General features: G+C 68.9%; 22 protein-coding genes and 2 tRNA genes. 17 read left to right on the top strand and 7 right to left on the bottom strand.

The annotated features are described in order from the left end of the window. The first annotated feature begins 21 nt into the window (after nt 1-21). From AMK34_RS14620 to AMK34_RS14645, 6 genes are all read left to right on the top strand, one after another. Nucleotides 22-768, top strand: a complete 747-nt coding sequence (locus AMK34_RS14620; protein ID WP_083649865.1) for a PP2C family protein-serine/threonine phosphatase — start codon at nt 22-24, stop codon at nt 766-768. Between the two features lie 72 nt (nt 769-840). Then, a tRNA-Ser gene (locus AMK34_RS14625) sits at nt 841-925 on the top strand. A 140-nt stretch (nt 926-1,065) separates the two neighbouring features. After that, nucleotides 1,066-1,326, top strand: a complete 261-nt coding sequence (locus AMK34_RS14630; RefSeq protein WP_005167132.1) for a hypothetical protein — start codon at nt 1,066-1,068, stop codon at nt 1,324-1,326. Between the two features lies 1 nt (nt 1,327). Next, a complete protein-coding gene (locus tag AMK34_RS14635) occupies nt 1,328-1,573 on the top strand; it encodes a hypothetical protein (protein WP_016337967.1) in 246 nt (81 codons plus the stop codon). A 15-nt stretch (nt 1,574-1,588) separates the two neighbouring features. Further along, entirely contained in the window at nt 1,589-4,330 is a 2,742-nt protein-coding gene (locus AMK34_RS14640; RefSeq protein WP_073845749.1) for an FtsK/SpoIIIE domain-containing protein, read from the top strand. Next, nucleotides 4,323-4,694, top strand: coding sequence for a hypothetical protein (locus AMK34_RS14645; protein WP_037334861.1), 372 nt, complete (start codon nt 4,323-4,325; stop codon nt 4,692-4,694). The genes AMK34_RS14640 and AMK34_RS14645 overlap by 8 nt, the downstream gene beginning before the upstream one ends. 73 nt (nt 4,695-4,767) lie before the next feature. Here AMK34_RS14645 and AMK34_RS14650 read toward each other — a convergent pair whose 3' ends face one another. Beyond that, nucleotides 4,768-7,158 (bottom strand): endonuclease/exonuclease/phosphatase family protein, encoded by a 2,391-nt coding sequence (locus AMK34_RS14650; RefSeq protein ID WP_241832804.1) that lies wholly within the window; start codon nt 7,156-7,158, stop codon nt 4,768-4,770. A gap of 234 nt (nt 7,159-7,392) precedes the next feature. Here AMK34_RS14650 and AMK34_RS14655 point away from each other — a divergent pair, with 234 nt between their 5' ends. Further along, nucleotides 7,393-8,724, top strand: coding sequence for a BNR-4 repeat-containing protein (locus tag AMK34_RS14655; protein ID WP_073845751.1), 1,332 nt, complete (start codon nt 7,393-7,395; stop codon nt 8,722-8,724). A 124-nt stretch (nt 8,725-8,848) separates the two neighbouring features. Further along, nucleotides 8,849-9,031 (top strand): hypothetical protein, encoded by a 183-nt coding sequence (locus AMK34_RS14660; RefSeq protein WP_037334852.1) that lies wholly within the window; start codon nt 8,849-8,851, stop codon nt 9,029-9,031. A 142-nt stretch (nt 9,032-9,173) separates the two neighbouring features. Here the strand turns inward: AMK34_RS14660 and AMK34_RS14665 are convergent, their stop codons facing one another. Continuing rightward, nucleotides 9,174-9,602 (bottom strand): limonene-1,2-epoxide hydrolase family protein, encoded by a 429-nt coding sequence (locus AMK34_RS14665; RefSeq protein WP_174492083.1) that lies wholly within the window; start codon nt 9,600-9,602, stop codon nt 9,174-9,176. A gap of 93 nt (nt 9,603-9,695) precedes the next feature. Here AMK34_RS14665 and AMK34_RS14670 point away from each other — a divergent pair, with 93 nt between their 5' ends. Both AMK34_RS14670 and AMK34_RS14675 read left to right on the top strand, forming a co-directional pair. Further along, complete coding sequence (locus AMK34_RS14670; protein ID WP_038521259.1) at nt 9,696-10,241, top strand: DUF305 domain-containing protein; 546 nt, start codon at nt 9,696-9,698, stop codon at nt 10,239-10,241. A 42-nt stretch (nt 10,242-10,283) separates the two neighbouring features. Next, a tRNA-Ser gene (locus AMK34_RS14675) sits at nt 10,284-10,371 on the top strand. Nucleotides 10,372-10,418: 47 nt separating this feature from the next. Here the strand turns inward: AMK34_RS14675 and AMK34_RS14680 are convergent. The 3 genes from AMK34_RS14680 to AMK34_RS14690 all read right to left on the bottom strand — a co-directional run bounded on the left by AMK34_RS14680 (nt 10,419) and on the right by AMK34_RS14690 (nt 11,669). Continuing rightward, on the bottom strand, nt 10,419-10,625 hold the full coding sequence (locus AMK34_RS14680; RefSeq protein WP_037334843.1) for a CsbD family protein: 207 nt from the start codon (nt 10,623-10,625) through the stop codon (nt 10,419-10,421). An 85-nt stretch (nt 10,626-10,710) separates the two neighbouring features. Then, the gene (locus tag AMK34_RS14685) at nt 10,711-11,232 is read right to left on the bottom strand and encodes a nucleoside deaminase (protein ID WP_241832772.1); all 522 of its coding nucleotides are present in this window, start codon (nt 11,230-11,232) and stop codon (nt 10,711-10,713) included. Further along, on the bottom strand, nt 11,187-11,669 hold the full coding sequence (locus AMK34_RS14690; protein WP_197684721.1) for a tRNA adenosine deaminase-associated protein: 483 nt from the start codon (nt 11,667-11,669) through the stop codon (nt 11,187-11,189). Before AMK34_RS14690 ends, AMK34_RS14685 begins: the two co-directional genes overlap by 46 nt. Before the next feature lie 76 nt (nt 11,670-11,745). Between AMK34_RS14690 and AMK34_RS14695 the strand changes: the two genes are divergently transcribed. The 7 genes from AMK34_RS14695 (at nt 11,746) to AMK34_RS14725 (ending at nt 18,388) form a co-directional block, all read left to right on the top strand. Next, on the top strand, nt 11,746-12,975 hold the full coding sequence (locus AMK34_RS14695; protein WP_038521266.1) for a M20 metallopeptidase family protein: 1,230 nt from the start codon (nt 11,746-11,748) through the stop codon (nt 12,973-12,975). A 33-nt stretch (nt 12,976-13,008) separates the two neighbouring features. Then, nucleotides 13,009-13,479 carry a heme-degrading domain-containing protein gene (locus AMK34_RS14700; RefSeq protein ID WP_073845752.1) on the top strand — a complete coding sequence of 157 codons (471 nt, stop codon included), beginning with the start codon at nt 13,009-13,011 and terminating at the stop codon, nt 13,477-13,479. Nucleotides 13,480-13,625: 146 nt separating this feature from the next. Then, the gene (locus tag AMK34_RS14705; RefSeq protein ID WP_073845753.1) at nt 13,626-14,555 is read left to right on the top strand and encodes a dihydrodipicolinate synthase family protein; all 930 of its coding nucleotides are present in this window, start codon (nt 13,626-13,628) and stop codon (nt 14,553-14,555) included. A 429-nt stretch (nt 14,556-14,984) separates the two neighbouring features. Further along, nucleotides 14,985-16,010, top strand: coding sequence for a fatty acid desaturase family protein (locus AMK34_RS14710; RefSeq protein ID WP_073845754.1), 1,026 nt, complete (start codon nt 14,985-14,987; stop codon nt 16,008-16,010). Further along, nucleotides 16,007-16,186, top strand: coding sequence for an RGCVC family protein (locus tag AMK34_RS14715; RefSeq protein ID WP_073845755.1), 180 nt, complete (start codon nt 16,007-16,009; stop codon nt 16,184-16,186). The genes AMK34_RS14710 and AMK34_RS14715 overlap by 4 nt, the downstream gene beginning before the upstream one ends. Nucleotides 16,187-16,381: 195 nt before the next feature. Beyond that, the gene (gene lysA / locus AMK34_RS14720) at nt 16,382-17,725 is read left to right on the top strand and encodes a diaminopimelate decarboxylase (RefSeq protein ID WP_037334829.1); all 1,344 of its coding nucleotides are present in this window, start codon (nt 16,382-16,384) and stop codon (nt 17,723-17,725) included. A gap of 168 nt (nt 17,726-17,893) precedes the next feature. Next, entirely contained in the window at nt 17,894-18,388 is a 495-nt protein-coding gene (locus AMK34_RS14725) for an Lrp/AsnC family transcriptional regulator (RefSeq protein WP_037334827.1), read from the top strand. Nucleotides 18,389-18,467: 79 nt separating this feature from the next. Here the strand turns inward: AMK34_RS14725 and helR are convergent, their stop codons facing one another. Together helR and AMK34_RS14735 are read right to left on the bottom strand one after the other, a co-directional pair. Beyond that, nucleotides 18,468-20,672, bottom strand: a complete 2,205-nt coding sequence (helR, locus tag AMK34_RS14730; RefSeq protein WP_274534433.1) for an RNA polymerase recycling motor ATPase HelR — start codon at nt 20,670-20,672, stop codon at nt 18,468-18,470. 180 nt (nt 20,673-20,852) lie between these two features. After that, on the bottom strand, nt 20,853-22,664 hold the full coding sequence (locus tag AMK34_RS14735; protein WP_073845757.1) for a LamG-like jellyroll fold domain-containing protein: 1,812 nt from the start codon (nt 22,662-22,664) through the stop codon (nt 20,853-20,855). Nucleotides 22,665-22,698 lie beyond the last annotated feature (34 nt).

A 22,698-nucleotide genomic window follows, 5' to 3' on the forward strand; every position in this document is an offset into this window, starting at 1 on the left:
ACAGCTGCTTTACTGGGGCCCATGAGGTACACCCTTCGGTACGCCGCCGGCTCGGACGTCGGACGGCGCCGCCAGGTCAACCAGGACTCGGTCTACGCCAGCGCCAGGATGCTGGCGGTCGCCGACGGCATCGGCGGGCAGCCGCACGGCGAAGTGGCCAGCGCCGCGGCGGTCGGCGTCCTGTCCCGGCTCGACACGGACCTCCGCGGCTTCGACCTCGCGGACGTCGACCTGGTCGAGGTGCTCACCGGCGGCCTTCGCACCATCGACGACCGGCTCGCCGCGACGGCCGAGCAGGAGCCCGAGACGCGGGGCATGGGCACCACGCTGACCGCCCTGCTGTTCGACGGCTCGCATTTCACGGCCGCCCACATCGGCGACTCGAAGGGCTACCTCCTCCGCGGCGGGACGCTTCAGCGCTTCACCCGCGACCACACGCTCGCCCAAGCCCTCGCCGACGACGGCCGCATCGACCCGTCAGAGGTCGAAGGACACCCCCGCGGCTCGCTGTTGATGAAGGCACTCCTGAGCACCGGCAGCGGCGAAGCGGACATCTGGACCTTCGACGCCGTCCCCGGCGACCGTCTCCTGCTGTGCTCGGACGGGTTAACGGCAACGGTTGTCGAAACCGTTATCAAGGACGTCCTCGGCGCCTTCCAAGATCCCGCCGAGACCGTCCCGAGGCTGATCGACCTGGCCAACGAAGGCGGCGGACCGGACAACATCACCTGCGTCGTGGCCGACGTCCTCGCCCCCGCGGCCGCCTGAGTCGCCGAAGCCGCAAACGCAGGTCAGACCCGCCTTCGAGGGGGCGAAACGGCATCCGGTATCGTTCCCCACGGAGGATTGGCCGAGCGGCCTAAGGCGCACGCTTGGAAAGCGTGTTGGGTTCACGCCCTCGCAGGTTCGAATCCTGTATCCTCCGCCGTCAGCAAGGCCCCGGACGTTCCGACGTCCGGGGCCTTGTTGATTACTTAGCAGGACCTTCACTTAACAGAGTCAGTTGATCACGCTAAGTTTAATAGTGGTCGTTCCAGCCCCCGACGTCCCAAGGAGTCCGCCAAAATGGCCGGAGTCGAAGAGATCCGCGCTGGTATCGCGCTCGCGAACGAGAAGGCATCCGCGAGCATCGCCGCACTTCAGCAGGCAGCGCAGTCTCTCGAAGAAGCCCAGCTTTCGCTTTCCCAGGCCACTCAGGGCAGCACCCAGCACGAGGTGAGCCAGGCACACGGGCTTCTCGCGGAAGCCCTACAAGGCATCACCGGCATGCAGAGCACCATCCAGGCGGGCATCTCGTCGGCCGAGTCGTACTCGACCCGTCTCTGACATGTACCTCGAGGAACTGCACCAGCTGCTGACGGCCGTCCAAACCGGCCTCGCCGACGGACGCGCCCATGCCGAGCGGGCCAGGAGCCTGCTCGAAGAGTCCAGACGCGCCATCGTGGAACCCCAGGCCCAAGCCGTGCCATGGGTTCCGCCGCAGCTGGCGCAGGCCGACGAGGGAATGGAAAACCTCCTGACGCGCCTTTCCGCCGCTGACGACCTGGTCAGCGGTTACCAATCCCGCCTCTGAGATCGGCGAGCCGGTATGGGCAGCAAAGCGAGTGAACAGCGCAATCGCGTCGCCACGGCGCTCGAGCGGGTCCGGCACCAGATCGGGCTCGTCCTCGGCGCCGCCGCCGGCGCCCGTCAGGCCGCCGAGGCGGAACTGGCCAAACTGCAGCTGGAGCAGCACATCGTCCGGGTGGGGATGAACAACTCCACCTCGGAGCAGTACACCGAATGGTCGCGGCATCCCGCCGCGAACGAGGTGTTCGGCCTGCTGGGCAGCGTGCGCGGCCAGTTCTACGCCGACTGGGAAGCGGGCCCGAACGCGTTGCGCGAACTCGTCGCGAACAACGCGCCGGGGCCCGCGAGCCAGCAGCCGGGGAACTGGCTCGGCCGCGTCGGCGGGAATCCCGGCATCACCGCGCCCGGGCTGTGGCGCGTCGGCTCGGCGACCGTGCCGGGCCAGGACGTCCCGCGCACCTTCGACGTCGCGGTCCCCTTGCTCGACGAGTCGCATCTGTCCATCACGTCGGCGCCGAAGACCAGGGCCGCGGTGGACGGCATCGTGCAGAACCTGCTGATGCGGATCCTGAGCACGTTCGAACCCGGCGCGGTGCGCATCCATCTGTGGGACGTCGGGCAGCTGACCGCGATCCTCCCCGACCTGTATCCGCTGAGCCGCACCAGCGCGCTCACTCTGTACGACCCAGGACGGCTCGAGGACCTCCTCGACGAACTGGCCGGGCACATCCGCCGCATCCACGCGACCGGGATGCAGGCGGGGCACACGTCGCTGCGGGAGATCCGGCGGGCGAGCGGCCAGCGCGTCGAACCGTTCCGTGTCGCGGTGCTCTACGGCAACGGCGAAACCCTCGAACCGGAGCGCGCCCGCGAACTGAAACGGGTCGCCACCGGGGCGCTGGCGGCGGGGATCTGCTTGATCCTGATCGACGTGCCGACCATGCTGTCGACGTCGGTCGAATCGCTGAGCCTGCACGACGAACGGCACGCGACGAGCAGCATGACCGGCCCCGACCTGATGGTCGACCTCGATCCGCCGATGCCGTCCGGGCAGGTCATCCGCGCCGCCGGGCGGATCGCCGAGGCGCTGATCGCCAAACAGGGCGGGCCGCGCGCGTTCGCCGACCTCCTGCCGACGGAACTGGGCAAGGAGAGCTCGGCGCGGGAGTTGCGGGCGCCGGTCGGGTTCTTCGAGGGCGAGGCGGTGGAGGTCGTCATCGGCGACGCCAGCCCGCACGTGCTCATCGGCGGGCCGAGCGGTTCGGGGAAGACGAACTTCCTGTATTCGCTGCTCGGCAGCCTCGCGGCGCGGTACTCGCCGGACGAACTCGCGCTGTACCTGCTGGACTTCAAGGAAGGCGTGTCGTTCGCCGGGCTCGCGCCGGGGCGGCGGGACGCCAGCTGGCTGCCGCACGCCAAGCTCATCGGGGTCAACGTCAACACCGACCGCGAATTCGGCCTGGCGCTGCTGCGGTACCTCGCCGACGAGCTGCGCCGCCGGTCGGCCGCCGCGAAACTGCACGAGGTCACCAATCTCGCGGATCTGCGCGAGCAGGACCCCGGCGGGCACTGGCCGCGGATCGTCGCGGTGATCGACGAATTCCAGTACCTGTTCGCCGGCCGCGACGGCGTGACGGCGACCGCGACGCAGCTGCTGGAGGACATCGCGCGGCGAGGCCGGTCGCAAGGCATCCATCTGGTCCTGGCGAGCCAGGACGTGGCCGGGATCGAGGCCTTCTGGGGCAAACCTGCGGTGTTCGAGCAGTGCACGCTGCGGATCGCCATGCCGAAGGCGCGGCGGGTGTTGTCCGAGACCAACAACGCGGCCGTCTCCGCGCCGAAGTGGCACGCGGTGATCAACCACGATTCCGGTGTGGCGCACGGGAACCAGCTCGCGCACGTCCCGGACGCGAGCAGCAAGGACGTCTTCAACAAGCTGCAGCACCGGCTCTGGGAGCAGTACTCGGAGTCGTTCAAGCGGCCCCGGTTGTTCGACGGCGCGCATTCCCCGGTGCTGGAACAGTTCCCGGCGTTCACCGATCTGAAGCCGACGGACAAGCCGCGGGCGCTGCTCGGCCAGTCCATCGACGTCGACGAGGCCGCCTGCGGGGTCGAACTGCCGAAGGCACCAGGGCGGAACGTCGCCGTCCTCGGCGCGGCCACGGCGGAGGCACTGTCCATCATGGACTCCGCCGCGCGTTCGCTGGCCCGCCAGTATCACCGCGAGACGGTGGAGTTCGTGCTCTCGTGCCCCATCGAGGCGTCCGTCCCCGCCGTGGCCGAACTGGCCGAGCGCCTGCGCGCGGAGGGGCACCAGGCGACCCTGGTCGACGATCTTCCCGCCCGGGTAATCGATATCGCGGAGAATCTGTCCTCTTTGGACAAAGCGTGGGTACTGCTGCTGTACGGCGTCGACGCGTCGATCCCCGCCCTGGAGGCGAAGGCGCCCGGACAGCTCAAGAGCGGTCTGGATCAGTTGCGGGTGCTGCTGAAGCAGGGCCCGACGCACGGAGTCCACACCATCGGCTGGTGGCGCAGCATCGCCCGGCTGAAGGACACGCTCGGTTTCGCGGGCACCGACGACATCGGATCCTGGGCGGCGTTGGACGTCCAGGGCAACGAACTGTCGCCGTTCGCCGCCGGGCAGGTGGTGCACTGGTCACCGCGGCCGGGCCGCGCGCTGTTCTTCGACCGCACCACGCACGGTGCCCCTGAGGTGATCATCCCGTTCCAGCGTCCGGAAGGGCTTCTCGATGGATGACGGCATCACCGCGGCCATGCGGTACAAGGAGATCGTCGGCCTCGCGCGCGCTTCGGCGGAGAACCTCCGGAACTGGGAGATCGGCCGCGCGGACGAACTGGAGGCCCGGCTCGCCGAGGCGCACCAGGCCGTCGCGGACGCCGCCGAACGCGAGCAGCGCGCCGTCGACCGGTGCACGCGCTGGTGGAAGATGGCGCAGCACAACGTCGAAGGCCTCTCGTGGCTGCCGGAGGACGAGGAACCGCGACCGGTGCCGACCGCGCGGGCCGGGTACCTGGAGAAGTACCTGGAAGAGGTCAAGCCGAGCTACCAGGAACTCGTCCAGGCCGTCCTTTCCCTCGGGTGGCGCGCCAAACGCTCCTGACCCCACCCGCGTTTCGTCCTCTGGATGCGGTACTTGCGCGTGCAAGTACCGCATCCAGAGGACTAATTGCGGGTCAGGGGCGTCCGAAGATCTTCTCCAGGTAGTCGGCCAGGTCCCAGAACGCGTCCTGGACCGGGTTGCCCGCGCTCGGCCGGAACCGCAGCACCTGCGGGTCGTGGTCGCTCGCCTGCTTCGCGAACTCGGCGTTCAGGTGCACGACGTCGTAGTCGAGACCGCGCGGCGCGTTCGACGCCAGGATGTGGTCGAGCACCTGCGACTGGCCCTCGAAAACGTAGCTGTACCGCTCGTTTTCGGGCAGCGACGCGATGAGATCCTTCAGCGCGCCACCGGCGGTCAGCGTCTTCACGGCGGGCGAGAACGGGTAGTCGTTCAGGTCACCGGCGACGACGATGTTCGCGTTCTTGTCCGAAGCGAGCAGCTTGTCGACGAAGCCTCGGAGCAGGGTCGCCTGCTTGGCCCGCTGCACCTCGGAACTCCGGACCGGTGGCTGGTTGCGGCCGTGCGTCGGCTGGTCGCCGCCCTTGGAGTTGAAGTGGTTCGCGATGACGAACACGGTGCGCCCGTGGAAGACGAACTCGCCGACCAGCGGTTTCCGGCTGGCTTCCCACGCCTCGTTCCCGGGCTCGACGCGGCCGGGCGAGACGGTCAGATGGGTCTTGCCGCGCTCCTTCACCACGCCGACCGGGGTGGTCGCGTCGCCGCCGGGTCGGTCCACAAAGGACACCCGAGCGGGATTGAACAGGAAGCCGACACGGATGTTCCCGCCGGGCTGGCCGCCGTCCTTGCCGTTCTCCGGGTCGATCTGACGCCATTCGTAGCGTGGGCCGCCGGCGGCGACGATCGCGTCGGTGAACTTCTTCAGCGTCTGGTCCGCGGCGACGGTGCCGTTGTTCGTCGGCCCGTTGTTGTCCTGGATCTCTTCCAAGTTCAGGATGTCCGGCTTCGCCAGGTTGGTGGCGATGGCCTTCGCCAGCTCGCCGAACTTCTCGTCACTGTCCAAAGCAGACAGATTCTCGACGTTGTAGGTCGCCACGGAGAGCTCACCACTGCGCTGCGCGCGGGTGCTCTCGCGCTGCAAGCCGTTGTCCTTGGCGGCGCCGAGCTTCGTCGCGAACAGCGTGTAGCCGCCGAAGTTGCTGTACTCGACCGGGCCGGACGTCTCGCCGGTGAGCACGTCACCGGTGTTGACCTTCGGGAACGGCTGCTGGGCGAACGGGATCAGCGACGCGACCTTGAGCACGCCGGTGTTGAGCCGGTCGTAGTCCAGGTACACCGCGCCACCGCGGACGCTCGGGTTCTGCTTCGGCTTGGTGGTGACGTAAAGTTCGTTGAACGACGACGTCGGGCCGACGACGCGGGCGTCCGAGACGCTGACGATCTCGCTCTCGTGCGTCTCCCAGAAGTCCAGCGAGTACTTCGCGGGCTCCAGCGGCAACGGCTCGATGCTGCCGCCCGGCGCGGGGGCGACGGTGTCCGGGACCGTGTCCGGCGTGACGACGGTCGGTGCGGGCAAGGCGTTCCCGTTGGAGCCGACCGTCCACTGTGCACTCGTCAGCTCGGTGAGCGACTGGTACGGCGAGCTCGCGGGCGCGTCCGGGTAGAACTCGCGGACGGTGCCGGTGGCGGTCACCGCGTCACCGACGGCCACGGCGGGCGTGGTCGAGCCGGTGAAGACGAACAGCCCCTCGCTGGTGCGCGGGTCGGCGTCGGGCGCGGGGTCGGTGATCCAGAACCCGCGCGCCGAGCCGAAGCTCCGGATCGCGGTGACGACGCCGGTGACCCCGGCGACCTTCCGGTCCTTGAGCGGCGAGATCCGCGTGGTGCCCTGGATGTCATGGATCTTGACGTCGACCGGCGGCGGGCCGGTCTCGCCCGGCGTCTCACCCTTGCCGTTGGTCGGCGTGGGCGCGCCGGAGGTGAAGTCGGCGGCGTTGTCGTCGGTGTCCGCGAGCGTCGTCCCCCTGGCGACGGACGCGGTGTTGGACGGCGCGGGCGCCGCGGCACCCTCACGGATGACGGCGGTGGAACCGAAGCCCACCAGATCCTTGATGCGGCTGTCGGCGGCGCAGTCGGCGGCCGTCTTGCAGGTCAGGGCCGTGGTGCCCTGGACGAGCGCGATGGTGCCGGCGGTCGCGGACAGGGCCAGCGAACCGGTGGCGTCCGGCGTCGGCAGCGCGACCGTGCCGCCCGAGCCCTTCGCCTGCGCGATGAGGTACCGCGCGCCCGGCGCGACGCTGCCGGTCAGCGGCGTGACCTGCCAGCTGTTCCCCGACGCGGGCGCGTACTGGACGCTGAAGCCGTCGAGGCTCACAGCGGCCGCGCCGCGGTTCGCGAGTTCGACGAAGTCGTTGGTCAGCGTGGCGCCCGAGTTGCCGCCACCGCCGTAGACCTCGGCGATCACGGCGTCGGCGCTGGGCGCGGCGAGCGCGGCCGGAGCGGTCATGCCGCTCACGACCAGGCCCGAGGCGACGGCCACGGTCAGGGCCCGCCTCCGGGCAGCACGTCGGGATGTGGTCACGCTGAGTCCCCTTTTTCGCAAGATCGGTCGAGGCATACTCCCCCGAACAAGTGAAATGAGGAAGACGTCAAGACAACGATTCGTCACCACTAGCCCGTTCGGATCCTCGCGTGAGAAGATCGAACTCCGCCGCCTGCCACACACCAGGAGGCGTTTTTCATGCGCGGACTGCTTTGCGCGCTCGTCGCGGCCGGTCTCGTGATCCCGGTTCCCGCGGCGACCGCCGCACCACCACCCGGCAAGGTCGCGTTCGACGTGATGACCCCGGCGAGCACCGTCGCGTCTCGCACCGACCGGCGGCCGAACGCGGGAGGGGTCTTCGACCCGGTCGCGCGCAAGACCTTCATCTCGTGGTCCGGCAAGGCCGCGGACACCTACGTCCAGGCCTACGACCACCGGACCGGCGTCTGGACGGCGCCGAAGAAGATCGCCGACGGCGAGTCCGATCCGCACAACTACCCGACGATGCTGCTGGCGGGCGACGGGCATCTGCTGATCTTCCGCGGCATGCACAACACGCGGACCGTGATCAGCCGCGCGCCGCGCGCCCATTCCCTCGACGGCACCTGGACCGACACCGAGGTGCCCGAGGGTGATTCGGCGAGCTACCCGATGCCGGTGAAGACCGTCGACGGCACGCTTTTCCTGTTCTACCGCGAGACCACCAACGAACTGGACCCGGCGGCGAACTCCGACTTCCGCCCGATGAAGTACCTCGTCTCCCGCGATCACGGGAAGACGTGGAGGAACTCCGTGCAGCTGACCGGGAAGCGGTGGGCGTTCGGCTCGCTGGGCCGGGCCGACCACATGGACGAGATCTACGTCGGGCAGCTGCGGTACGTGCCGTCGTCCGGGCGGATCCACTTCGCCTACACGCTCGCCGGCGGCGGGCCGTCGCAGCACAAACACGACGTCTACCACCGAAACGTCTATCACCTGTCGTTCGACGTGCGGAGCCTGCACTTCTTCTCCGCGGCCGGCCGCGACCTCGGCACGCAGGTCGACGATGCCGAGCAGGAGCGGTATCTCAAGGTCGTCGAAACGCCGCTCGAACTCCCCGGCGGGCTCAAGTCGCCGGACTACATCCTGCAGGTCGGCACCCAGCGCGACGGCAAACCGTTCGTCACCTGGTTCCAGTTCGACGCCGCGGGCTCGCCGCGCGATTTCGCGGGCGCGTGGAACGGCCGGAACTGGGAAGTGCGCGAAGTCGCGAACGGACTCCGATTGCGTGAGATCGAGCAGCTCAATGGCGGCACTTGGCGCGTTTACGGAACACGCGACGGACAACCGGGCATCGAAACGTTCTTGCTCGAGAACGGTCGCGTCTGGACGCCGGAAACCTTGATCACCACGCCGAAACCGGTCCAGCGCGTCGAAGTGATCACCGGTTTCCGGGACCCCGCCCGCATTCTGGCGACCGGCGCGTCCAGTGCCCGTGACGTCTCCGTGGCCGACGGTGACATTTATGTCGCGGGAACCCCGCGGAAATAGCCCATTGGTGTTCCGCTGCCTTAAATGAACCTCAAGTCCGGGTCCAACCCGGCATTTCCGGAGCTACCTTGGCGACGTGAGCGAGGACACAAATCCTCCCTCACGTCGCCGGAGGAGGTGTCCGATGAACTGGCTCATCGTCGGTACGGCACTGGTTCTGCTGCTGACCACCGCCTTGGCCGTCGACCTGCGCGACCGGAAACGCGGCGGACGCCCGGTGGCCCCGTTCGGCGGGGCACGGCTCGACGCCGTCCTGCGCGAGGCCGACCTGGGCGAACGACTTCTGGACGCTCACCGGGGAGGGTGAGCCGGGGGAACTGGGGGCGCACCGCCGGTGCACGGGACCCGTCGGGGGAGGACGGAGCCCGTACACCGGCGGTGTGTCATTTCCGTCTCGCGGCACACGCTTGCCCTGTGTTCCCAAGTCGGTACAGAAGACACGGTTGGCCCTAACCGTCCTTGCCACTCACGAGTTTCTTCAAGCCGGCGACCGCCGCCTTGCCCACGCCCTTCGCGCTCGCCGCGAGGAACGTCGTCCAGTCGAAGTAGTCGCGCCACAGCACGATCCGGCCGTCGCGCACTTCGAACGTGCCGCACACCCAGAACTCGGCTTCCCACGCACCACGCCGCAGGACGTCGGTGCGCTCGGTGAGCACGATCGGGCCGTCGGCGGCGATGTGGTGGGTGCGCGCCTCGAACCCGCTTCCGTAGCGGGTCATGGCGCGCAACTGCTTCTCCACCGCCGAAAGGCCGCGCGCAGGGGGAAGCGGGACGTTCTGGTAGACGATGTCGATCGCGACGAAGCCCAGCGCGCGGTCGATGTCGAACTCTTCGAGGGCCTGAAGGAAACCGGTCACCACGGTCTTCGGATCCGTCATGTCAGCCAAGGCTAATCCGGTTTTGAACCGGCGGAAGGTCACAGCCGTATCACAGGGCGGAGGGGCCGGTTTTCCCTGACTACGGAGGTATCGATGCGACGGCGACTGCCGATGGCCCTGTTCGCGCTGGTCGTCTGGGTGCTCGCGGGCTGCTCGACGGCCACGGGCGCCGCCCCGGCGACACCGGGCGCCAACCAGGCCGACATCACCTTCTCCCAGCAGATGGTGCCGCACCACCAGCAGTCGATCCAGGTCGCGAACCTGGCCTCGGAACGGTCGGCGTCCGAGTACGTGAAGGCCACCGCGGCCAAGATCGTCAAGGCGGAGTCGGCCGAAGTCCAGACGATGACCGCGTGGCTCCAGTCGTGGAACGCGGCCGTGCTCCCCGCGGCGGGCCACGCCGGGCACGCGATGCCGGGGATGATCACCGAAGGGCAGGTCGCGTCGCTGCAGAACCTGACCGGCGCCGAATTCGACAAGATGTGGCTCCCGCTGATGGCCGAGCATCTGCGCAACGGCGTCGCGATGGCCAAGACCGTGCTCTCCTCCGGCGAGCACGCCGAGACGAAAGCGCTGGCACAGGAGATCGTCGAGAACCAGACGGCGGCGATCGACGAGATCACGTCGCAGCTTTCCTGACCCCCTGAAGACACCGGAAGGCCCTCCGGTATTGTTCTCGGCGGTGGCGTGTCCGAGCGGCCGAAGGAGCACGACTCGAAATCGTGTGACGGTTAATACCCGTCCGTGGGTTCAAATCCCACCGCCACCGCAGCGAAGAGCCGGTCTCCACGGAGACCGGCTCTTCTGCGTTCGCGGCTACTTGTTGAACTTGTCCTTGAGGTCCTGCACGCCGCCTTCCGCGCGGTCGCGGAGGTCGTGCCCGGCCTCCTTGACCTCACCCTTGGTCTGGTCGGCCCGGCCGGAGTTCGCGAGGTCCTGGTTGTCGGTCTTCTCGCCGAGCTTCTCCTTGGCGGCGCCGATGGCCTGCTCGGCCTTGTCCTTCGCCTTGTCGAAAACGCTCATGGCGGATGTTCCTCCTTCGACTGCGGCCACCGTCTGCGGCCACCTCTCCGGAGGGTTACCCGTGCCCCGGGGTCCGACACATCCTTCACCCGGTGCGGTTACCCCGCTGCCCGTGGAAGAAGTCTTCGAGCAGGGCCGCGCATTCGGCCTCCAGGACCCCGCCGACGACCTCCGCGCGGTGGCTGAGCCGCCGGTCGCGGACGACGTCCCACAGCGACCCCACGGCCCCGGTCTTGGGCTCCCAGGCGCCGAAGACGACCTTCGCGACCCTCGCCATCACGAGGGCGCCGGCGCACATCGTGCACGGCTCCAGTGTCACCGCGAGCGTGCAGCCTTCGAGCCGCCAGCCGTCGCCGTAGATCTTCGACGCGGCCCGCAGCGCGAGGATCTCCGCGTGCGCCGTCGGATCGCCGAGTTCTTCGCGGGCGTTGCGCGCGGAAGCGAGCGGGGTCCCGTCCGGAGCCAGGACGACGGCGCCGATCGGCACGTCTTCGCCCGCACCTCGCGCCGCGACGATCGCCGCCCGGACGGCGGCGATGTCGGCGGCGGAGGCGGCGGGGCTCAGATCTCGTCCAGGATCTTGGTGAACTCGGCGGCGAAGCCGCATCTCTGCGCGACCATCTGGAGTTGTTCGTCCGGATAGAGGTCGACCTCGCCGACGATCACCTGCAGCTCCGCCCCGGGCAGTCCGAGATCGGACAGGATCTCCAGGTCGCCTTCCGGCCAGACCGCGTCGTCGTCCTCGTCCGGCGGGTCGACTCTCAGCACGTCGAGGACGTCGGCGGCGATGTCGTAGTCGAGCGCCGCGGCGGCGTCGGACAACAGCAGCGACGGGCCTCTGGGGCTCGGCCGGACGATCACGAAGAACTCGTCGTCCACCGCCAGCAGCCCGAACGCGGCCCCTGTCGAACGCAGCTTGCCGAGCTCGGTGATCGCAGCGTCGAGCTCGCCGAGCGCCCCCGGATCAAGGGAACTGCACCGCCACCGACCGTCCTCCCGCACCACGGCCACCGCGAACCCCGTGATCGGCTCTTGCACCGCCATGCGCACACCGTATTCCGCCCGCATTCGGAACGCACGCACGGTGCGCCCGAAGCGCCGCATGCGCCACTATCGAGACATGACCGGACCCACCGACCTGCCCACCCTCCCCGACGCGCGCTTCGCCGGTTTGCTGGACGAAGCCCGCGCTCTCCAGACGAAAACCGTAGAGCTCCGCCGGGAGATCCACCGGAATCCGGAGATCGGCCTCGACCTGCCGAAGACCCAGGCCTCGATCAAAGCCGCCCTCGATGGCCTGCCGCTGGAGATCACCGAGGGCAAATCGACCACCTCGCTGACCGCCGTCCTCCGCGGCGGGAAGCCGGGCCCGGCGATCCTGCTCCGCGGCGACATGGACGCGTTGCCGCTGCACGAGGACACCGGGCTCGACTTCTCCTCCGAAGACGACGGCGCGATGCACGCCTGCGGGCACGACACCCACGTCGCGATGCTGGCTTCGGCCGCGCGGCTGCTCTGCGAGCACGTCGACGAGCTGGCCGGGTCGGTGGTGTTCATGTTCCAGCCCGGCGAGGAGGGCGAGCACGGCGCGCGCCACATGATCCACGAGGGCGTGCTCGACGCCGCGGGTGAGCGTGTCGAGAAGGCGTTCGGCCTGCACATCTTCACCTCGGCCGCGTCCGGCGTCGTGCAGACGCGACCGGGCCCGATCATGGCGTCGGCCAACAGCTTCCACGTCACCGTCACCGGCAGGGGCGGGCACGGCTCGGCGCCCCACCAGGCGATCGACCCGGTGCCGGCGGCGGCCGCGATGGTGAGCGCGCTGCAGACGATGGTGACCCGCAAGGTCAGCGTGTTCGAGCCCGCGGTGGTGTCGGTGACCCGCATCGAGACGGGCACGACGACGAACATCATCCCGGAGACGGCGTTCCTGGAGGGCACGATCCGCACGCTGTCCGAGCGGACACAGGCGTTCGTGCGCGAGGAACTGCCGCGGGTGTGCGAGGCGGTCGGCGCGGCGCACGGCGTCAAGGTGAGCGCCGAGGTCCTCCCCGGCTACCCGGTCACGGTGAACGATCCCCAGGTCGCGGCCCGGGTGCTGGAACTGGCGGGCGAGGTCCTCGGCGCCGGGAACTCCGAGGTCATGGAGAACCCGGTGATGGGCGCGGAGGACTTCTCGTACGTCCTGCAGCGGGTGCCGGGGGCGTTCGCGTTCCTGGGGGCCTGCCCGCCCGGCGCCGATCTGGCCACGGTGGAGGCGAACCACTCGAACCGGGTGGTCTTCGACGAGGACGCGATGGCCAACGGCGTGGCGATGTACGCCGCGTTCGCCCTGGACGCCCTTCGCTAGGCATTACACAACAGTGTTGATTTAATGGGTGCCATGAGCGATGACACCCTGGCCGTCCTGGCCGCACAGGAGGAGCGTCTGGTCTTCAGCCGGTTCGACAACGAGACCGCGCTGGAGCTGGGCGCCCACCTGCTCGCGGCGGCGCGGGACCGCGCCCTCCCGGTGACGGTCTCCGTGCGCCGCGGCGGGCAGCGGCTGTTCCACGCGGCGTTGCCGGGCACCTCGGCCGACAACGACGCGTGGATCGACCGCAAGAGCCGCGTCGTCGACCGTTACGGGCGCAGCTCGTTCTTCGTCGGCGAACAGTTCCGCGCGAAGGGCACGACGTTCGAGGCCGACTCCCGCCTCGACCCGGATCTGTACGCCGCGCACGGTGGCGTGTTCCCGGTGATCGTCGAGGGAGTCGGTCCGGTCGGCACCGTCGGCGTCTCGGGCCTGCCACAGGCCGATGATCACGCGTTCGTCGTCGAGCAGCTGGAGATCTTCCTCGCCGCTACGTCCTAAGTGGACCGTGCGGCTCCGTACGTGAGTTCCGCTTCGATCACGTGGATCCGGGCCACTCACGACCCACTTGAGTCAAGCGTCCCGAGATTCAGGACAAGCGTCCCGTCATGCTACCGTGAGACGTCACATCATATATCAGATCGGACATGCCAGTGACCTCACGGTTCGACGAGCGGAAACGGCGGCTGTCCGGGGTCGTGGCCATCCCGGTGACCCCGTTCGATGCCGGCGGCGCCGTGGATTCCGAGACCTACGGGCACCTGGTCGACCGCGTGATCAGCGCCGGCGTCGACGTCGTGACGCCGAACGGGAACACCGGCGAGTTCTACGCGCTGGACGAGTCCGAGGCACGGCACTGCCTGGAGGTGACGGTCAAAGCCGCGGCGGGGCGGGCGAGTGTGGTCGCCGGGGTCGGGCACGACGTCCGGACGGCGATCGGCGCGGCCCGGCACGCCGGGGACGCGGGCGCCGACCTGGTCATGATCCATCAGCCGGTGCATCCGTACGTCTCGGCGGAGGGCTGGGTCGAGTACCACCGCGCCATCGCGGCGGCGGTCCCGGAGCTGGGCGTCGTGCTGTACGTTCGGGACGCGCGCATCGCAGGCGAACAGCTGGCCAGGCTCGCCGACGCCGCGGAGAACGTCATCGGCGTGAAGTACGCGGTGCCGGATCCGGTGCGCTTCGCCTCGGTGGCGCGGGACGCGGGGATCGACCGTTTCGCGTGGATCGCCGGGCTGGCGGAGATGTCGGCGCCGGGCTACTTCGCAGTCGGCGCGACCGGGTTCACCTCCGGGCTGGTGAACGTCGCGCCGTCGCTTTCGCTGGAGATGTTCCATGCACTGCGAAACGGCGACTTCGCCGGGGCGATGGTGATTTGGGAGCGGATCCGGCCCTTCGAGGAGCTGCGGGCCGCGGACGGCAACGCCAACAACGTGAGCGTGGTCAAGGAAGCGTTGGCACAGCTGGGTTTGTGCCGCCCGGACGTCCGGCCGCCGAGCCGTCCGCTGACCGGCGGCGAACGTGACGAGGTCGCCGCGCTGCTCGAAGAATGGGGACCGCGCCAAAGGATTTCCTGACCGGGCGCACGCTTGCCGGGCGTGCACCCGGTGACAGGTCAGAGGTCATGGCCATCGACGATCGCGGCGTGGCCCTGATGGGCGCCTCGGGGCGCGTCATACGGCGCGGCGGGCGGCTGCTCACCGGCGAAGCCGGCGGGACCATGAGCGCGAAGAACGATGTCTTGGCCGGTGCTCCTGCCTCCGGCCGAAACTCGCGACCGGACGGAACCGGGGGAAATTTCCCTCGATGTCTTCGACTGTACGCCAGATCGTGCTGCTTTGGTGAATTGCTTCCGCTCCGCCGTCGTGGGACGCTGGACGAAGACCACGGAGCGTCCGTGGCGTGTTGTGGTACCAGTGCCTTTTCTCGGCCACACCGGCCTCTTCGGTGTTGTGAACCCGTTGCTGGATCGCCCACTTTCACGTACCAGAACGGTGTGATCTCCCATGACCTCCACCCGGACGAGGCAGGGCAGCGACTTCGCCGAACTGTCCAAATTGGTCAAGGACGCCGGCCTCCTCGACCGGCGACGCAAATACTACGCGGTGAAGATCTCCTTGAATCTGCTCGCTTTCGCGGGTGGTTGGGTCGCGTTCGCGCATCTCGGCGACTCCTGGTGGCAGCTGTTCCTCGCCGCCTTCTTCGCGATGATGTTCACGCAGCTGTCCTTCATCGGTCATGACGCGGGGCACAAGCAGATCTTCCGCGGCCGCAAGGCGAACGACGTCACCGGCTTCGTCCACGGTGGACTGACCGGGCTCAGCTACGGCTGGTGGATCGGCACGCACACCCGCCACCACGCGAACCCCAACCACGAGGACGAAGATCCGGACGTCAACCTCGCGGCGCTCATCTTCACCAAGGCCCAGGGTGCCGAACGGCGCGGTTTCCTGCGCTGGATGGCGAAATACCAGGCTTTCCTGTTCTTCCCGCTGCTGTTGCTGGAAGGCCTGAACCTGCACGTGTCGAGCGTGACGGCGATCTTCCAGCGCGGCTTCAAGCGACGGAAGCTCGAATCGGCGCTGATGCTCGCCCACCTCGCCGCGTACCTGACGGCGGTGTTCGTGGTCCTCTCACCCGGCGTCGGCTTCGTCTTCATCGCCGTGCACCAGTGTCTCTGGGGCGTGTACATGGGCTGCTCGTTCGCCCCGAACCACAAGGGCATGCCGACGCTGTCGGCCGGGCACAAGCTCGACTTCCTGCGCAAACAGGTCCTCACCTCGCGCAATGTGCGCGGCGGCAGGGTCGTGGACTTCGCGCTCGGCGGGCTCAACTACCAGATCGAGCACCACCTCTTCCCGAGCATGGCGCGGCCGAACCTCAAGCACGCGCAGGTGATCGTGCGCGAGTTCTGCGCGAAGCACGGCATCGACTACGCGCAGTGCGGCTGGGCGGCGTCCTACGGCTACGTGCTTCGACATCTGCATGAGGTCGGGGCGCCGTTACGCGCTCGACCGGCAGGCGTGCGGTGACCTCCGCCCGTTCCCTCGGCGACGTCGCCGAGCCGGCCGCCGACGACCGCTGCCCGGTCTGCCCGCATCCGCTGTCCGCGCACGACACGATCGCCCGCCGCTTCTGCACCGCGACCGCGGCCGGCGGGTTCAGCCGCGGCTGCACCTGCGCCACGAACCCCGAAACAACCGAATAGAGGATCACCATGGACGCCGACACCGTCCCCACCGTCCCGGAGCCGGTCCGCTAGTGGCGTGACCGGGGTTACTCGCGCGTTAACAAGGCGTCAGCGAGGCCGCGCGGAGCGTCAGGGAGACGTTGCCGCGACGGCCGGGCCGGGTCGATCGGAGTTGTGCTGATGAGGCACTGACCGATCGACGCGGAGGTAACCGTGACGCTCAGCGAGCTCCTGCCCAGCCTCGGTTGCGAGGCCGCCGACCACCTCGAACCCGGGGTCTGGCCACGGAGCACCCGGCTCGGGCCGGGCGGGGAACTGCTGTTCGCCGGTGCGCCGGTGTCTCACCTCGCCGCGAGGTTCGGGACACCGGCGTACCTGCTCGACGAGGACGAGGTCCGGCAGAACGCCCGCGCGTACCGGAAGGCACTGCCCGACGCCGAAGTGGCGTATGCGAGCAAGGCCCTCTGCACCCGCGCGGTCCTGCGCTGGGTCGCCGAGGAAGGGCTTTCCCTCGACACCTGCTCGGCCGGCGAGATCGCGGTGGCACGATCGATCGGCTTCCCCGCCGAGCGGATCCTGCTGCACGGCAACGCGAAAACCCCCGAAGACCTCAAAGCCGCCTTGTCCTACGGCGTCCGCCGGATCGTGGTGGACTCGCTCGACGAGATCGAGCAGCTCGGCGCGCTGGCCACCGGCGCGCAGCAAGTGCTGATCCGCGTGACCCCCGACGTCGCCGCCGGCACGCACGCGGCGATCACCACCGGCACCGAAGGGCAGAAGTTCGGCTTCTCGCTGCGCGAGGAGGTCCGCGACAACCTCGGGCGCGCCGTGTCCGCCGTGCTCGCGCAGCCCGGGCTCCGCCTGGCCGGGCTGCATTGCCACATCGGTTCGCAGGTGTCGCGGGTGGACTTCTACGAACTGGCCGCCCGCAAGATGATCGGGGTGCTCGTCGCACTCCGCGAGAGCCACGGTGTCACCCTGCGCGAACTGGATCTCGGCGGCGGGCACGCCGTGCGCTATCTGCCCGGCGACACGGGTTTCGACATCGACGGTTATGTGCGCCGTCTGCGTGTCGCGCTCGCTTACGAATGCACCTCGCACGGCTTCCCCCTGCCGAAGCTGACGATCGAACCCGGCCGCGCGATCGTCGGTCCGGCGGGGATCACCGTGTACCGGGTCTGCGCGGTGAAACGCGGCTCGCGCACTTTCGTCGCCGTCGACGGCGGGATGAGCGACAACGCACGGCCGGCGCTCTACGGGGCGGCGTACACGGCGCGTCTGATCGGCAGGCGCAGCCGTTCCGCCCGTCGGCCGATGACGGTGGTCGGACGGCACTGCGAATCGGGCGACGTCCTCGCCGACGGGCTCTCGCTCCCCGACGACGTCCACCCCGGCGATCTGCTCGCCGTCCCGTGCACCGGGGCATACCACCACTCGCTCGCGTCGAATTACAACCTCGTGGGCAGGCCGCCGGTGGTCGGCGTCTCCCGCGGCACCGCGACGCTGCTCGTCCGCCGTGAAACCGAGGAAGACCTGCTGAAACGCGACCTCGGCTGACGCGTCATCCGAAAACCTCGGCACCCGCCCTATCGCACGACAGAATCCTTCGCGCGAAGGCGCCGAGAAAGAGAATCACGACAAACAACTTAACGGCGGTAGCATTCTGGACACTTATCGATACGCTGCGCGACAAGAATCGCATGCCGAAACAAAGGGAGGGACGGCATGGGTGACGAACCACGCGCGCAGATGGAGCAGCGCACACCTAGAGGTTTGGACAATACCGATCGCACCCTGATCGCTCTACTGCAAGTCGACGGGCGGGCCTCGTTCACGGCCTTGGCCAAGGCCGTCGGGCTGTCGGAGGGCGCCGTGCGGCAGCGCGTCCAGCGGCTGCTGCGGGACGAGACGATGCAGATCGTCGCGGTCACGGATCCGGCGAACGTCGGGCTCGGCCGCCAGGCGATGGTCGGGATCAAGGTGCAAGGCGATCCGCGGGCGGTCTCCGACCAGCTCTCCGGAATGCCGGACGTCCACTACGTCGTACTGACCGCAGGAGGCTACGACCTGCTCGCCGAGGTCGCCTGCCGGGACGACGAACACCTCTTGAGTGTGCTGAACGACGACATCCGGCCCATCCCGGGTGTCGTCAGCACGGAGACCTTGGTCTACTTGAAACTCGCAAAACAGACATATGCCTGGGGCAACCTGACCCGATGACAGCACGCCCCGCGCCATGAAAGGTCCCTTCCTCGCAAATTTCGCAAGGAAGGGACCTTTCATGGCACTCGCGGGAGGGTCAGACGCAGTGCAGGTAAGCGTCGGGAGTCCGCCGCCCGGAATCAAGACCGCGGAGGACTTTCGGCAGCACCCCGCTGTACAGGACCCCGAGCCGCTGCGTCGCCCGCGTCAGCGCGACGTACAGCTCCGCCTCGCCGCTCGGGCCTTCCGCGAGGATCCGCTCCGGCTCGACCACCAGGACGGCGTCGTACTCCAGCCCCTTCGTCGCGGACGGCGCGATCGCACCGGGCACTCCCGGCGGCCCGATGACGACCGACGTCCCCTCGCGTCCCGCCTCTTCGCGGACGAACTCGGCGACGGCGTCCTCCATGTCCACTTCGGACAGTCGACGCGCCCACGGGCGAATTCCGCACGAGCGCACCGATTCCGGCGGCACGACATCCGGCGCGAAACTCGCCAGCAGTGACGCCGCGACCGCCATGATCTCCGACGGCGTCCGGTAGTTGACGGTCAGTTTCCGGTACACCCATCGATCGGCGACGTACCGGGACAGCATCGCGTCCCACGACCGCGCGCCGGACGGCGACCGGCGCTGCGCCAGATCCCCGACGACGGTGAACGACCGGCTTGGACAGCGCCTCATCAGCACCCGCCAGTCCATTTCGGACAGTTCCTGCGCCTCGTCGACGACCACGTGCCCGTACGTCCACTCCCGGTCGGCGGCGGCGCGTTCCGCCAGATCCCGCTCGTCGCGTTCGGCGAACCGGTCCGCCAGTTCCTCCGCCATCAGCACGTCCGTCGGCCGCAGCGCGAACTCGTAGTCGTCGTGGTCGTCTTCGACCTCGACGATTTCCAGCACCCGCTCGGCGTATTCCTTGCGCGCCAGCCGCCGCCGTTCCTCCGCCCGGCGCTCGGCGGTGCGGTCCCGGCCGAGCAGTTCGACGGCTTCGTCGAGCAACGGCACGTCGGACACCGTCCACGCGTCCGCGTCCTCACGGAACAGCGCCGGATCGGCCCCGGCGGCCCGCAACCGCTCCGGCGACGCGTAGAGGTCGGCGAGCAGCCGCTGCGGCGTCAGCGACGGCCAGAGCCGATCGAGCACCGCGCCGAGCTCCTCGCTCGCTTCCAGGTCCCGGCGGGCGTTCTCGAGCATCTCCGGACGGGTGTGCCGATCGTCCTCCGGGAGCCAGCCCGCTCCGATCCGGTCGACCGCGCGCACGGCGAGGGAGGCGATCACCGTGCGTTCGAAGACGGCCTTGGCCTCGTTGTGCAGCAGGCCGCTCTCCCTGGCCACCTCGCGCGCGGCGGCCGCGATCCCGGCGTCCAACGGCACGGTGACGTCGTCGAGCTCGATCGGCTCCGGTTCGGCGGGCAGTTCCTGCCGGTCCGCCACCGCGGCCGCGAGGACGTCCAGGATCGCCAGCGAACCCTTGATCCGCTGGACCGGCGGCGGATCCTCCCGTTCGGTGCACAGACCGGCGACGAGGTCGCCAGGCGTCGCGAAGACGGCGCTGGTCTCGCCGAGCGACGGCAGGACCCGGCCGATGTGGTCGAGGAAGCCGCTGCTGGGCCCGACCACGAGCACGCCGCGGCGCTCCATGCGCTCCCGTTTCGTGTACAGCAGATACGCCACGCGGTGCAGCGCCACCGCCGTCTTGCCGGTGCCGGGACCGCCTTCCACGACGACGACCCCTGGGTGATCGAGCCGGATGATCTCGTCCTGCTCGGCCTGGATCGTCGCGACGATGTCCCGCATCCCCTCGCCGCGCGGCGCGTTGACCGCGGCCAGCAGCGCGACGTCACCCCGTTCCCCCGCCGATCCCGGACGGCCGAAGACCTCGTCGGTGAAGTCGAGGACCTCGCGCCCGAGGGTGCGGAATTGACGGCGCCTCGCCATTCCTTCCGGCGACGCGCCGGTCGCGCAGTAAAACGCGCGCGACGCCGGCGCACGCCAATCCAGCACCAAGGGTTCGTAGTCGTTCTCTTCGTCGAAAAGGCCGATCCGGCCGACGTACGAACGTTCTCCCGAAAGGGCGTCCAAACGGCCGAAACAAAGACCCTCGTCGGCGACCTTCAGCCTGGCCATCTCGCGAGCCTTCGCGCCGACGGACACCTCGCGGTCGGACAGCGCGAAGCCTTCTCCGCGCAGTGCACCGGCATACGCCTCGCTCACGCGCACGCGTTCGGTGTCCAGCCGCCCGTAGAGCGACGCCACGTACTGCCGCTCGGATCGCAATTCCTCGTCGTACCCCTGATTTGACAAGTTCCCCTCACAGCGGTTAGACTGACAACACATTCGGCGTACTGATCAGACATTCTGAATCAGGCGCCGATTTTTTATTGTCCCCCGCTTGTCAAGAGACCCCCCGCATTCCCCCGGAAACGACCGTGCGCGATAATGGGGACGGTCGTCCACCATTACCGCGCACGATCCGCGCGAAACTCAGCCGAGCATGAACTCGCGGGGGTCCAGCGCCCTGCCCACCACACGCACGTCGCCGAGCCACCCGTGGAACGCCTGCTCGACGATCGAGTCATAGGCGTAGGCGCCGATCAGCCACGAGCCGCCGGGGTTCGCGATCCCCGCCGCCGGCGTCTTCGGATTCCGCAGCACGGGGCAGCCGTCGACGTAGAGCGTCGTCCGCCTGCCGTCGTTGACGGCCGCGACGTGGATCCATTCCCGCAACGCCAGTTCGTGCCCCCAGCAGGTGGAGATCCCGTTCTGGTTCACCGGGAACACCGCCCACTGGAACGCGGCACCGTCCGAAAGGGACAGTGTGGCCGACGGCTCGCCGGGATCGTCGCCGGTCTTGCCCGCCTTGCCGCCCGAGCCCTGCCTGCCGAAGATCGCCGCCCAGGAATGCTTGCCGTCCTTGAAATCCTCGGGCAGTTTCACGAACGCCTCGACGGTGTAGCCGCGGGCGAACGTCTCCGCGTTCATCGGCGCCGAGTCCGCCGTGCGCAGATACCCGCCGCGAGCCGGTTTCTTGCCGCCGTCGAACCGGAGACTCGACCTCGACGGCTGCCGCGTGGAGAACTCGCCGGAGAACCGCAACGCCTCGGGCGCGCTCCCGGGCAGGGTCACCCGGACCAGGTCGTTGCCCCGGCCCGAAAGGTCACGGACTCTGTCGACAGGCGCGCCGTCACGGCCCTCGAACCGCCAGTACGCCACGGTCCCGCGGATCAGCTGGCGTTCGGCGGGCCGCGCGGGCGGGACCGGGACCGGCGCGAAACCCGCGAACCTCGATTCGAAGTCGATCTCCAGGCTGAAGTAGTCCGCCGGGCCGGTGCGTTCGATCTCCTGCCGCTGCAGCTCGTTCAGCCGCGGCGCCTGGTCCGCGAGCCACGGCGAGACCGTGCGGACGTCGATCACGTTGCGCGCGAGGTCGAACCGGTAGAGCCGGATCATCGCGCTGCCACCGTAGTACCGGTCCTGGTAGTTGGTGATGTGCAGATGGACGTCGTGGCCCGCTTTGTTCTGCTTCACCATGCGTCCGGGCGGCCAGTAGTGCCCGTTGAGCGTCAGGAAGATCTGGTCGTTGCCTGCGACCAGTTCGTCCCACACCTTCTGTCCGAACTCCGAGAACTGCGCCTGCCCGGTCTCGTCGGCCCATACCAATTCATGGATGGTCAGGATCGCCGGAAGCCGCGGATTCCGCGCCAGCACCGACCGCACCCACTCCAGCCCGCCCGCCGACGGCCGCCAGTCGAGCGCGAGCAGCAGCCATTCACGCCCACCGGCACGGAAAACGTGGTGGCTGTTGTAGCCGTCCGGGCTCGCGCCGCGAAAGGTCCGCGAACCGCGCTGGCGCTGCGGCCCGAAGGCGTCGAGGTACGGCGTGCGGCCGCGCTGGTCGTCGGTCGAGGACTTGATGTCGTGGTTGCCCGCGAGGGTGCTGTACGGGAACCGTCGCCGGTCCAGGTGCTGGAAGGAGCGGCTGATCTGGTCGAACTCGCCCGGCTGCCCGTTCTCGGTGAGGTCGCCGAGATGCGCCAGGAAGACGATGTTCTCGTCGCCGCCGGTGACGTACCGCAGCGTGGCGTCCAACGGCGCGGGGTCGCCGCGGTCGGCGTCGAAGAGGTACTGAGTGTCGGGCAGGACCGCGAGGGTGAAGCGGCCGTCTTCGGTGTCCGGGCCGCGACCGAAGGCCGCCGAAGCGGCGGGAGCACCGAGCGCGGGTAACGCGGAGACCGCCGCACCGGCGCCGAGCAGGCCCGCGCCGCGCAGGAAGGTCCGTCTGGATGAGTCGTTCACGGCCGCAACCTACGGTCGCGGAGGCAACGCGTCC

This window comes from Amycolatopsis sp. CB00013 (assembly GCF_001905755.1).
Lineage (GTDB): Bacteria > Actinomycetota > Actinomycetes > Mycobacteriales > Pseudonocardiaceae > Amycolatopsis > Amycolatopsis japonica.

Coding starts and splice junctions, on each gene's coding strand:
- AMK34_RS14620 (WP_083649865.1), top strand. CDS start 22: ATGAGGTACACCCTTCGGTACGCCGCCGGCTCGGACGTCGGACGGCGC.
- AMK34_RS14630 (WP_005167132.1), top strand. CDS start 1,066: ATGGCCGGAGTCGAAGAGATCCGCGCTGGTATCGCGCTCGCGAACGAG.
- AMK34_RS14635 (WP_016337967.1), top strand. CDS start 1,328: ATGTACCTCGAGGAACTGCACCAGCTGCTGACGGCCGTCCAAACCGGC.
- AMK34_RS14640 (WP_073845749.1), top strand. CDS start 1,589: ATGGGCAGCAAAGCGAGTGAACAGCGCAATCGCGTCGCCACGGCGCTC.
- AMK34_RS14645 (WP_037334861.1), top strand. CDS start 4,323: ATGGATGACGGCATCACCGCGGCCATGCGGTACAAGGAGATCGTCGGC.
- AMK34_RS14650 (WP_241832804.1), bottom strand. CDS start 7,158: ATGACCGCTCCGGCCGCGCTCGCCGCGCCCAGCGCCGACGCCGTGATC.
- AMK34_RS14655 (WP_073845751.1), top strand. CDS start 7,393: ATGCGCGGACTGCTTTGCGCGCTCGTCGCGGCCGGTCTCGTGATCCCG.
- AMK34_RS14660 (WP_037334852.1), top strand. CDS start 8,849: ATGAACTGGCTCATCGTCGGTACGGCACTGGTTCTGCTGCTGACCACC.
- AMK34_RS14665 (WP_174492083.1), bottom strand. CDS start 9,602: ATGACGGATCCGAAGACCGTGGTGACCGGTTTCCTTCAGGCCCTCGAA.
- AMK34_RS14670 (WP_038521259.1), top strand. CDS start 9,696: ATGCGACGGCGACTGCCGATGGCCCTGTTCGCGCTGGTCGTCTGGGTG.
- AMK34_RS14680 (WP_037334843.1), bottom strand. CDS start 10,625: ATGAGCGTTTTCGACAAGGCGAAGGACAAGGCCGAGCAGGCCATCGGC.
- AMK34_RS14685 (WP_241832772.1), bottom strand. CDS start 11,232: ATGCGGCTTCGCCGCCGAGTTCACCAAGATCCTGGACGAGATCTGAGC.
- AMK34_RS14690 (WP_197684721.1), bottom strand. CDS start 11,669: ATGGCGGTGCAAGAGCCGATCACGGGGTTCGCGGTGGCCGTGGTGCGG.
- AMK34_RS14695 (WP_038521266.1), top strand. CDS start 11,746: ATGACCGGACCCACCGACCTGCCCACCCTCCCCGACGCGCGCTTCGCC.
- AMK34_RS14700 (WP_073845752.1), top strand. CDS start 13,009: ATGAGCGATGACACCCTGGCCGTCCTGGCCGCACAGGAGGAGCGTCTG.
- AMK34_RS14705 (WP_073845753.1), top strand. CDS start 13,626: ATGCCAGTGACCTCACGGTTCGACGAGCGGAAACGGCGGCTGTCCGGG.
- AMK34_RS14710 (WP_073845754.1), top strand. CDS start 14,985: ATGACCTCCACCCGGACGAGGCAGGGCAGCGACTTCGCCGAACTGTCC.
- AMK34_RS14725 (WP_037334827.1), top strand. CDS start 17,894: ATGGGTGACGAACCACGCGCGCAGATGGAGCAGCGCACACCTAGAGGT.